The sequence below is a fragment of the Methylobacterium mesophilicum genome, from assembly GCF_036441335.1.
Lineage (GTDB): Bacteria > Pseudomonadota > Alphaproteobacteria > Rhizobiales > Beijerinckiaceae > Methylobacterium > Methylobacterium mesophilicum_B.
Genome location: NZ_MLBW01000022.1, coordinates 19022 through 30132, shown reverse-complemented (window position 1 = coordinate 30132; position 11111 = coordinate 19022). Strand labels below are relative to the sequence as shown.

The following is an 11111-nucleotide window of genomic DNA, read 5'->3' as shown; positions in this document are numbered from 1 at the left end:
GTCGTGGCGGCGGGCGATGAGGTCGGAGACCTCGTCCTCGTCCGAGGGGATCAGCTCCTCGGCCAGGAAGGTCCTCAGCGGCAGGTCGGCGAGGGCGATCTGCGCGGCCAGGCGCTCGACAGGCCCTTCCGCGCACAGCCCGGCGAGCTGGTCGCCCGAGCGCTCCGGCGTGGCCTTGGCGAGCAGGCTGCGCAGGTCGGGGAAGGTGAAGCGTGTGCCTTCGATCGTCGTCGCGTAGGCCATGCGGGCGCTCCCGGCGCGCTGTCGGATCTCAGGGAACCCGATCCTGCAGGATGTCGAGGGCGGCCCCGTGCAGGTCGGGTGTGGCGGCGGCGAGCACCCGCCCGTCCGAGTCGAGGGTCAGCGCGGAGCCCGCCCAGTCGGTGATCACGCCGCCGGCCGCCTCGATCACCGGGACGAGGGCGAGGTAATCGTAGGGCTGGAGGCCGGTCTCCGCGACCAGATCGCAGTGGCCGGAAGCCAGCAGGCCGTAGGCGTAGCAGTCGCCGCAGAACCGCCGGATGCCGACGCGGTCGACGAGGCGCCGGTAGCGCGCCGCGTCCGCCCCGGAGAAGCCGTCCGGCGTGGTCGTGAAGAACCGCGCGGCGGCGAGGGTCCGGCAGGCGCTGGCCCGGGCCGGCGCCCCGTTGAACGTGGCCGCGCCCGGCATGCCCGTCCAGCGCTCGCCGAGGGCCGGCATGTCGATGACCCCGATGGTCGGCCGTCCGCTGTCGAGGAGGGCGATCAGGGTTCCGAACAGCGGCAGCCCGGTCACGAAGCTCTTGGTGCCGTCGATCGGGTCGATGACCCAGACCGGACCCCGGCCCGGCGTCACGCCCATCTCCTCGCCGACGATGCCGTGCTCCGGGAAGCGCGCCGCGATCCGCTCGCGCAGCAGCGCCTCGATCGACCGGTCCGCCAGGGTGACGGGGCTCGCATCCGCCTTGGCGACGATGTCGAGGGCCGTGCGGAAGTGGCGCATCGCCACCGGTCGGGCCGCGTCGGCGAGTCCGGTCGCGAAGGCCAGGATCTCGTCCGCGGGGGGAAGCATGTCCGGCACGCTCAGAGCGCTTTCAGGAAGGCCGGCCACCGCGTGTCGTTCATGATCGATCGGGCGCGCATGTGCTTCCAGATGCCGTACTTGTAGAAATCGAAGTCGAGGTCCGAGATGCGGTTCTGCACCATCGCCCAGGTCGACCATTTCACGTCGGCCAGGGCCTTGTGCACCATCAACCGGGCGAAGAGCTGGTCGCTGTACCGGCCGAAATACGCCTCGATGATCGCGCGATCGACGTCCTCGGAGAAGAACATCTCCCCGCTCCAGATCGCGAGATCGTAGAGGCGATCGTTGTTGGAGGCGTACTCGAAGTCGATCAGCAGGATCGAGCCGTCCTCCCCGATCAGGAAGTTGCCGGGCATCGGGTCGTTGAAGCACGGCACGAGGTCGATGCCGGAGGCCTCCAGGGCGGCCCGGGCGAGGCGCGTCTGACGGGTCAGCCACGCCTGGTCGGGCGGCACCAGAGCGCCGAGATCGACGGCCTGACGGTCGTGCTCGTCGATCATGTCGAACACCGTCTTGGTGAGCGGCAGCAGAGGGGCGCCGTGGAAGCGGCGATAGAGGGCGATCGCCTCGTTGCGCACGGCCGCGTCGGCGAAGTCGCGGTTGGTCGAGGGCCGGCGGCCCTCCACGAATTCCGCGATCTCCACGTCGTCCGCGTCGAGATAGTCGAAGGTGCGCGGGCCGAGGCCGATCGCCTCCGCCTGCCGGCTCGCAGCGCGGGCGGCGGCCCGATCGATGAACATCTCGGTGCCGCGCCCGGGCATCTTCACGAAATACGGGTGCGCCTCGCCCGCGACCTCGACGCGCCAGTTCGTGTTGCTGATGCCGCCGAGCACCGGCCGGTAGCGCATGGGCCGCCCCTGCCACGGGGCGACCCGGTGAAGGGTCGCCTCGAAGGCCCGCTCGGCCTCCGTGCGCCCGCTTCCGAGAGGGATCATGCCGCGCTCCTCACAGCGTCCTCAGGGTTTCCTCGAAGTCCGGGCGGCCGACCCGCGCCCGGCAGCGCAGGAACCGCCAGCTCGCGTATTTCCGGAACTCCAGACTCCGCCGGGGCGAGACGCGGTCCATCGCCAGCGCCCGCAGGCCCCAGTACAGGTCGTCGGCGGCGGCGTAGGCGCGGCAGCGGCTGAACACGTCCGCCCGGCAGGCCCCCTCAGCGATTTCGATGCCAAGCCGCATCTCGCTCTCGAACGGGCAGGCCTCGTTGAGGAAGGCGCCGAGCTGATGGTGCGGGTCGGTATCGCAGGCCATGTCGAAGTCGACGAGGCGCAGCGCGCCGTCCGGCGCGAACAGCAGGTTGGAGGCGTGCGGGTCGGCGTGGGCCGGCCGGCACCCGGTCCCGGCGGCGGCGAGCGCCGCCTCGATGGCATCGCCCCAGTCGAACAGGAACCACGCGTCCGGGGGCAGGTCCGCCGGCAGGGTCTCGCCCTCGGCGCCGAGGGCCGCGCGCAGGGTCCGGATGCCGTCGAAGACGCTCCACCGGCGGCCGAACGCTGCGCCGGCGGCGATGCGGTCGAAGGCCCCGATCACCGCCGCCAGGGCGTCGGGCTGGCGCAGGCGGTCGAGGGACGCCGGGCGCCACTCGGGGCCGAGGCGGCGGAACAGGATCGCCCCCTGCGCCCGCGCCAGATGCAGCGGCTCGGGGCCGAGTCCCAGCGCGGCGACGCGCGTCGCGGCCTCGAACGCGGCGGCGGGGTCGATGAGGGCGGCGGCGGCCGGCTCGGTGACCTTGAGGAAGTAGTCCGGCTCCGCATCCGGCGCCGCCGCCACCAGGAAGGTGGCCGACTCGACGCCGTGGTACGACGGCGACGCCGCGCCCGGGCAGGCCACGCCGTAGCGGACCGGCCGGTCCGCCAGGAGGGGGATCGCCGCGAGGGCCTCCTCGGCCAGCCGCTCGTGAGCGCCGTCGGGCGCGCCCGGCGCCTTCACCGGCCCTCTCCCCCGGTGCCGAGGGCCGCGAGCCCCTCCGTCGCCAGCAGCATCAGCATCTCGGCCAGGACCTGGGTGCCGAAGGCCCGATCCTCCGGGGCCGCGAACTCGGTGGGATGGTGCATCACCCCGTCCCGGCAGGGCACCGCCAGCACGATCGCGGGGCAGACGGCGGCCAGGCTGATCGCGTCGTGGCCGCCGATCGTGTCGAGGAACCGGGGCGGCGCGTCGTTGCGGGCGCCGGCCCGCTCCGCGAGCCGGACGAGGCCGGGATGCATGGCGCCCGCGGGCCGCAGATCGATGGCGCGGACCTCCGAGTCGACGCCGGCCCGCGCCGCCGCCGCGGCGATGAACGTCCGGAGCCGGGCCTCGGCCTCCTCGAGGATCGCCGGCGCGCCGGAGCGCAGCTCGATGAACAGCACCGCCTCGCTCGGCACGGTGTTGGGCGAGTTCGGGAAGACCTCCAGCCGTCCGACCGAGGTGTGCAGGTCGAGCCCGTAATCGCCGGTCATGTCCTTCAGGTCGGCGATCAGGTAGGCGGCCGCCAGCAGGGCGTCGCGGCGCTCGGCCATCGGGGTCGGGCCGGTGTGGGCCTGCCGGCCGAGGAAGGCGAGGCGGTACTTGGTGGCTCCCCAGTAGCGGGTGAAGGCGCCGAACCGCTTCCCCTCCCGCTCCAGCACGGGGCCGCCCTCGATGTGGAGCTCGATGAACGCGTCCGGGACCGGGACCGTGTCGGTCCCGGCATAGCCGATCGCCTCCAGCGCCGCGCCGACCGCGATCCCGGCGCCGTCGCGCCGCTCCAAGGCCCAGGCCAGCTCGGCCTGGCCGGCGAACACGCTGCTGCCGAGGAGGCTCGGCTGGAAGCGGGCGCCCTCCTCGTTGGTCCAGTTGGCGACGACGAAGTTGCAGGCCGACCGCAGCCCGCGCTCCGCGAGGGACGCGCGCACGGCCCGGATCGCCTCGCAGGCCGCGACGACGCCGAGGGCACCGTCGAAGCGGCCGCCGTTGGGCTGGCTGTCGAGGTGCGAGCCGACCATCACGGTCGGCGCGTTGCCCCCGGCGAGGTCGACGCGGCCGAACTGGTTGCCGATCCGGTCGACCTGCGGCGCGAACCCGTTCTCCCGGAACCAGGCGCCGAGCCAGTCGCGGGCGGCGCCGTCCTGGGCCGAGAGCGCGAGGCGCGTCATCGACCCGTCGCCGCCGCCGCCGAAGCGCGATACGGCGTCCATCATCCCGTGGAGGCGGGCGGCATCGATCCGCACGGAGGACGGCGGCGGTGTCTCAGGCATGGAGCACATCCACGTTCAGCTGTCGGAAGGCGTCGGCGAAGTCGCTCGCCAGCGGCGCGTTGGTGACGAGCGTGTCGACGTCGCCGAGACCGAGGGTCCGGATCGTGCCGAGCCGCCCGAATTTCGAGCTGTCGGCCAGGATCACCGAGCGCCGGGTCTGCTCGACGGCGGCGCGGCGCAGGACCGCCTCCTCCTGGCCGAGATCCATGAAGCCGTGCTCGCGATGCACGGTCACGATGCCCATGACGGCGAGGTCGTAGACGTGCTCGCGCACGGCCGCGACGGTGCGGTGGCCGAACAGCCCGCGGTAATGCGGCTTCATCTCGCCGCCGAGCACGGTCACCTGCGACTGCGGATCGTCGGCGAGCAGGGTGGCGATGCCGATGGAGTTGGTGTGGATGGTGATCCGCCGGCCGACCAGCTGCCGGGCGAAGGCCAGGGTCGTGGTGCCGGTGTCGATGAAGACGGTCATGCCGTCCTCCACCAGGGCCAGGGCGGCCGACGCGATGCGCGCCTTCTCGCGCATGCCGACGCGCGCCCGCTCGTCGAAGGGCTGATCGTCCTTCTTCTGGTCGATGACGGCGCCGCCGTAGACCCGGCGGGCATGCCCGCGCATCTCAAGGTCCCGCAGGTCGCGCCGGACCGTCTCGGTGCTGATTCCGAGGCGAGTCGCCAACTCGTTGACCGATACGCGACCGTCGCGCTGCAACTCCGTCAGGATCAGTTGCAGGCGCGGCTCGGTTATACTCATCGGCGTCCGTCTCCCAAGGGTTGTAATCCCTCGCGAAGGGACACAACCTTGGAACGGGTTGGCACGGTCCTCGACGGGCCGCAATTCATCGGATCGCGTCATCTGTTAACCCGCAGCCTCGGCGTGGATCGGCCGCGCGCCGGGAGCCGCGACGCGGTGGCAGGCGGCGAGCGCGCCCGCACCGCGCGTCACGAGGTTCGGCCCCTCGGAGATGCAGGGCGCGAAGGCCCGGGGACAGCGCGAGCGGAAGGCGCAGCCGGTCGGCAGGTCGATCGGGCTCGGCGGCTCGCCGTCGAGGAGGCACTCCTCGGGGCGGTAGCGGCGCTCCTCCAGGGTCGGCATCGCCGACAGCAGGGCCCTCGTGTAGGGGTGGCCCGGATCGAAGAACAGGCGCTCGTTGTCGGCGAGTTCCACGACCTCGCCCAGGTACATGACGGCGACGCGGTTGCAGGCTTTGCGCACCATCGCGAGGTCGTGGCTGATGAAGATGTAGGTGAGGCCGTGTGCCCGCTGGAGCTTCTCGAACACCGCGAGCAGCCGGAACTGCTCGGTCTGGTCGAGCGCCGAGAGCGTCTCGTCCATCAGCAGGATCTCGGGCTCGAGCACCATCGCGCGGGCGACGTTGATGCGCTGGCGCTGCCCCGCGGAGAGGCCGACGGGCAGCGCGTCGTAGAGGGCGGTGCTGAGGCCGACATCGTTCATGACCGCGCGGACGCGCGCGCGGATGCGGGCGGCATCCCGCCACCCGTGGGTGCGCAGGGGCGCCTCGAGCATCGCGCCGATGCCGGTGCGCGGGGGCAGCGAGTTGAACGGGTCCTGCAGCACGAGCTGGAGCTTGCGGCGGAACCCGAGCAGAGCCGGTCCCGCGAGCGGTGCGATGTCCTGCCCGTCGCACAGGATCCGGCCGCCGCTGGGGCGCTCCAGGCGACTGAGCAGGCGCATCAAGGTGGACTTGCCGCAGCCGCTCTCCCCGACCACCGCGAAGCTGTCGCCCTTGTGGATGTCGAAGGTCACGCCGCGCACGGCGCGGAGCGCGCTCGTCCCCGCGAAGGTCCCCCGCTCCCGCACCCGGTAGGTCTGCGACACGTCTTCCAGGCGGATGACCGGGCGCGCTTCGGACCAATCGCGCGCGGGCTCGCCGGTGCGCGGCAGCGCGGGGGAGCGGGCCCAGATGGTCGGGATCTGGGCGACCAGATCGCGGGTGTAGGCGTGCCGCGGCCGGGCGATCAGCGCCTCGGTCGGCTGCTCCTCGACGAGGCGGCCCGCATCGATGACGAGCGTGCGCGACGCGGCCTCCCGGGCGACCGGGAGCGACGAGGAGACGAACAGGATCGCCGTCTGGAAGCGCTCCGTGAGCTCGCGCATCAGGCGGATGACCTGCGCGGCCACGGTCACGTCGAGGGGCTGGGTGACGTTGTCGGCGACGAGGAGCGCCGGATCCGAGATCATCGCGTCCACCAGCAGCGCGCGCTGCATCATGCCGCCGGAGAACTGCGACGGGTAATCGTGGAAGCGCCGGGCGGCGGAGGGTATCCGGACCGCGTCGAGCAGCGCGACGACCCGGCGGCGCGCCTCCGCCGCCGCGACGGCGGGATTCACGGCCCGCATCTTCTCGGCGATCTGGTGGCCGACGGGCAGCGTGGGGTCGAGGGCGCCCATCGGGTTGGCGCCGACATAGGCGATCTCCCGGCGCAGGGGCCGCATCGCGCGCGGGGCGAGGCCGAGGATGTCCTGCCCGCGGAAGCGCACCGTCCCGCGGGCGGCGAGCGGCGGCTCCAGGCCGTTGACCAGGGCCTTCGCCAGGACCGTCTTCCCCGCGCCGGTGGCGCCGACCACGCCGACGATCTCCCGCGGCGCGACGTCGAACGCGATGCCGTCGAGGATCCGCCGCCCGGCGACGGGCCCGGCGAGGTCGACGCTCAGGTCGCGGACGGACAGGACCGGCGGCGTGTCCATCAGGCGCCTCCGTGGATCGCGTTGCGCGCCCGCTCGCACGCCGCGCCGATCAGGTTGAGGCCGACGAGCGTGAGGCCGAGGAACACGCCCGGCATGGTGGCGATCCACCACGCGTTCAGCAGATACTTCCGGCCATCCGCGATGATGTTCCCGAAGGTCGGCGTCGGCGGCTGCACGCCCAGACCGAGGAAGCCGAGCGTCGATTCGAAGATCATCATGCGGGCGATGTCGAGCACCGCCGTGAACAGGATCGGCGGCACCAGGAGCGGCGTCAGCAGCGTCAGGACGATCCGGGCATGGCTCGCGCCCGAGACCTGCGCCGCCCGGACGTACTCGCGACCGCGCTCGGCCATCGCGACGGAGCGCGTCACGCGGGCGTAGACCGGCCAGTTCGACAGCCCGAGCACGAGGATGATGGCGGGGATCGTCGGCCTGGAGACGCCGAGCACCGCGATCGCCAGGATGATCATCGGGATCGAGAGCTGCGCGTCGGTGACGCGCATGATCACCGCGTCGGTCCGGCCGCCGAGGTAGCCCGCGACCATCCCGAGCGCGCAGCCGATGACGAGGGTCAGCGCGGTGGCGGCGACGCCGATCAGGAAGGAGTAGCGCAGGCCGATCAGGCAGCGGACGAGCATGTCGCGGCCGATCTGGTCCGTGCCGAGCGGGTGCGCCCAGCGCCAGTGCGGACCGGCGAGGAGCGGCGGCAGCAGGCGGGCGCGGACATCCATCTTGCCGGGATCGAGGCCGCTGAACTCGGGATAGAGGAGCGTGCCCAGGACCAGGATCCCGAGCAGACCGAGGCCGATGCGGAAGCCGGTCGCCCGGGCCGCCCGTCCGAGGATGCGGCGCCCGATCGAGCGGGCGCTTCCCGTGTCGACCGGGGCGGCCCCGAGGGTGAGGCTCGTCTCGACGCCCATCAGTACGCGAGCCTCGGATCGATGATCGTGGCGGCCAGATCGACGAGGATGTTGATCACGACGAAGATCGCGCTGGTGACGATCGCGATGCCCTGGATCAGCGGGAAGTCGCGCTGCAGCACGGCGTTGATGGTGAGCAGGCCGAGTCCGGGATAGTCGAGGATGTACTCGACGATGATCACGCCGCCGAGCAGGCTGGAGAACTGGACGCCGAGGAGGTTGAGCAGCGGCACGGCGGCGTTGCGCAGGACGTGCGCCCCGACGATCCGCGTCTCCGTGAGACCGCGGATGCGGCCGACCGCGACGTAGGCCTCGCCCATCTGGGCGGCCACGGCGCCCGAGAGGGTCCGGATCAGCACCGGGGACAGCTCCACCGCCAGCACGATGGCCGGGAGGATCGTGTAGGAGAATCCCCCGTAGCCGACCGCCGGGAGCCAGCCGAGCTTCACCGAGAACAGGAGCGCGAGCACGATCGCCAACCAGAAGTTCGGCAGCGAGATGAAGATCGACGAGACCGCGAACGCGAACCGGTCCGCGAGTCCGCCCGGTCTGAGTCCCGCGGCGATGCCGACGAGCGACGAGAACGCCAGGGCGAAGGTCAGCGCCAGGGCCGCGAGCTGCAGCGTCATCGGCAGCGCCTCGCCGATGAGGGCGGCGACGGGCGCCCGCTCGGCCCGGGTCGCGTCGTCGAAGTTCGCCCCGCCCGTGGCCGCGCCGTTCGCGGGCCGCACGAAGCTGTGGCCGAGGTCGCCGCGCACCACCTGCCCGGCGTAGCGGCCGAACTGGACCAGGATCGGATCGCGCAGGCCCATTCGCTCGGCGATCTGCTCCACGAGGGAATCCGGCGCCATCCCGCCGACCATCAGGCGCACCGGGTCACCCGGAACGACGCGCAGGAGCGTGAAGATCAGGAGCGAGACCAGGGTGATGATGATCGCCCCCTGCGCGAGGCGCCGGGCGAGGAAGCTGAGCACGAACATCGGACGATGGGGTTATGGGATGGCGCGCCGCCGGACGCGGCGGGGCGTGGGTTCCGGTCAGGCCGTGCGCGCGGCGTCGATCGAGCCGTCGGGGTAGATGAACAGGCCCTTCAGGTCGGCCTGCATCGCGTGGATCATCGCCGAGGTGAAGAGCGAGAGGGCCGGCGCCTTGGCGGCCAGGAGCGGCATGGTCTCGGTCTGCAGGATCGTCCTGCGCGCCTCCAGGGTCGGCGCGTTCCGCTCCTTGTCGAGGCTCGCGTCGACCTCCGGATCCTCGAGACCCGTGATGCGGTGCGAGGACGCGTGGAAATGCGTGCGCAGCACGAGGTCGGGCTCGGGCGATCCGGTCGACCAGCCGCAATCGATCATGTGGCCCGGTCCGCCGCCGGGGCGGTGGTAGAGGCGCTCGTTCCAGGCCGCGGGTTCCAGCACGGTGAGGGTGACCGGGAAGCCCTGCTCGTTCAGCATCGCGGTGATGATCTCACCGTATTCCTTGGTCTTCGGGTAGAAGCCGACCGAGGTGATGTATTCCAGCGGCGGCAAGCCCTTCCCTTTCGGGAAGCCGGCCTCCGCCAGCAGCGCCTGCGTCTTGTCCGGGTCGTAGGCGGGATAGTTCTTCAGGTCGACGTAGCCGAACTTCACCGGCGAGACGAAGTTCGACGAGGCGTGGCCCGCGGAGCCGAGGACATCGAGGATGACGCTCCGGTCGATCGCGTGGCAGGCGGCGAGGCGCATCCGGACGTCGTTGAACGGCGGCTTGGAGCACCGGAACCACAGGTACTTGTTCTCGACCGAGACGATCCGGCTGACGGCGATCTTCGGATTGCCCTTGACGGTCTCGACCTGCTCGGGCTCCAGGCGCTCGACGATGGAGGCTTGGCCGTTCATCAGGGAGAGCATCCGGGTGGTCGAATCCGCCGTGAAGGTGAAGTCGATGCCGGGGATCGCGGGCTTCCCCTTGAAGTAGCCCTCGTAGGCCTTGAGCACCGTGGTGTTGCCGCGCTGCTCGACGAAGCGGAACGGGCCCGTGCCGTTGAGGCGCTTGGCGAGGATGCCGCCGGGCCCCTCGGCCACGTCCTTCGCCGACATGATCGGCAGGAACGAGGCCAGGAAGACGAAGAGGTGCGCCGGATACCCGCCCTTCGTCGTGTCGACGATCACCGTGCGGTCGTCGGGCGTCGTGATCGTGAGCGTGTCGGTCGGCCCGGGATACCATTGCGCCGGTCGATCGGGCTGCGCGCCGTACTCGAAGGTCGCCTTCACGTCCTCGGCCTTGAACGGCTTCCCGTCGTGGAACGTGACCCCGTCGCGCAGGGTGATCTGCAGGCGGTGCGGGTCGAGGAGCCTGATGTCGGTCGCCAGTTCGTAGACCACCTTGCCGGGATCATCGAGCGTCATCGGCGTGCGCGTGAGGAAGCCCATCACGAACCCCTCGATGTTCTTCTGCGAGAGCGTCGTGTGGGCCGTCGGGTCCCAGTTCCCGGTGATGTTCTCCGCCGACAGGAAGACCAGAGGCCGCGCGCTCTGGGCGAAGGCCGGGGAGATCAGGACGTCGGGGTTGATCTGCGCGCACGCGGCGATCGCACCGAGCCGCCGAAGGAACCGCCTGCGATCCATCCCGTCGCCCTCCACCTGCCGACCGACAGCACACATCGGTCAAAAACCACACAGCAAACCACGTGCCACGGCCGCGAACCGCGCGAACGGAGCGGATCGGCGCTCGTCGCCGCGCGCGCGGCGCTGCGGTGCGTGAAGTTCGAGCACAATGCTCACAGACTCAACGCGCTGCCGATTATCGGCCCTTTATCGCTGAGGATGCTCATACGGTGAGCAAAAATGCCATCGGTCACGTCTTATGAGCCAATTTGCTATCCGAAGTCGCGCCGATACAACGCGAGGTGGATGATTTGTCGATGAATTAAGCAAAAGTAGTGGGATTAAACCGTCGCCCCAGCATTACGCGCCGAGACGGCCTTGCCCGGCTCGACTGTGACCAAAAAATCTCGACTCGGTCAGACTACACAAAAACCATGCATCACCCATTGACGATGCGGAATCTCTCATGACACGTTGAGTCAGCGATGAGTTCGGACCCGCGAGTGTAGCGGCGTCCTTCGGCGAGACCGGATTCGGCTGACGACCGAACCGTGATCGGCCCGTCATCGAGAAGGCGCGCAGAACGCCGAACCAGTCACACCACCGGCACCGAATGGGTTCCGACGGCTC

At 70.9% G+C, this 11111-nt stretch carries 10 protein-coding genes; all 10 read right to left on the bottom strand.

All coding sequences use genetic code 11. The features are described 5' to 3' along the window. A partial coding sequence (gene eutB, locus MMR14E_RS14770) for an ethanolamine ammonia-lyase subunit EutB (protein WP_331315307.1) occupies positions 1–243 on the bottom strand: 243 nt, incomplete at its 3' end. Between the two features lie 28 nt (positions 244–271). Next, complete coding sequence (locus tag MMR14E_RS14765) at positions 272–1051, bottom strand: inositol monophosphatase family protein (protein ID WP_331315306.1); 780 nt, start codon at positions 1049–1051, stop codon at positions 272–274. A gap of 11 nt (positions 1052–1062) precedes the next feature. After that, a complete protein-coding gene (locus MMR14E_RS14760; RefSeq protein ID WP_331315305.1) occupies positions 1063–1998 on the bottom strand; it encodes a phosphotransferase in 936 nt (311 codons plus the stop codon). Positions 1999–2008: 10 nt separating this feature from the next. Next, positions 2009–2989 carry an aminoglycoside phosphotransferase gene (locus MMR14E_RS14755; RefSeq protein ID WP_331315303.1) on the bottom strand — a complete coding sequence of 327 codons (981 nt, stop codon included), beginning with the start codon at positions 2987–2989 and terminating at the stop codon, positions 2009–2011. After that, a complete protein-coding gene (locus tag MMR14E_RS14750; RefSeq protein WP_331315301.1) occupies positions 2986–4278 on the bottom strand; it encodes a Zn-dependent hydrolase in 1293 nt (430 codons plus the stop codon). The genes MMR14E_RS14755 and MMR14E_RS14750 overlap by 4 nt, the downstream gene beginning before the upstream one ends. After that, positions 4271–5029, bottom strand: a complete 759-nt coding sequence (locus MMR14E_RS14745) for a DeoR/GlpR family DNA-binding transcription regulator (protein ID WP_331315299.1) — start codon at positions 5027–5029, stop codon at positions 4271–4273. The genes MMR14E_RS14750 and MMR14E_RS14745 overlap by 8 nt, the downstream gene beginning before the upstream one ends. Positions 5030–5134: 105 nt before the next feature. After that, complete coding sequence (locus MMR14E_RS14740; protein WP_331315298.1) at positions 5135–6985, bottom strand: ABC transporter ATP-binding protein; 1851 nt, start codon at positions 6983–6985, stop codon at positions 5135–5137. Beyond that, entirely contained in the window at positions 6985–7905 is a 921-nt protein-coding gene (locus tag MMR14E_RS14735) for an ABC transporter permease (RefSeq protein ID WP_331315297.1), read from the bottom strand. Before MMR14E_RS14735 ends, MMR14E_RS14740 begins: the two co-directional genes overlap by 1 nt. Further along, positions 7905–8885 carry an ABC transporter permease gene (locus MMR14E_RS14730; protein ID WP_331315294.1) on the bottom strand — a complete coding sequence of 327 codons (981 nt, stop codon included), beginning with the start codon at positions 8883–8885 and terminating at the stop codon, positions 7905–7907. Before MMR14E_RS14730 ends, MMR14E_RS14735 begins: the two co-directional genes overlap by 1 nt. 57 nt (positions 8886–8942) lie before the next feature. Beyond that, a complete protein-coding gene (locus MMR14E_RS14725; RefSeq protein ID WP_331315292.1) occupies positions 8943–10502 on the bottom strand; it encodes an ABC transporter substrate-binding protein in 1560 nt (519 codons plus the stop codon). Positions 10503–11111 lie beyond the last annotated feature (609 nt).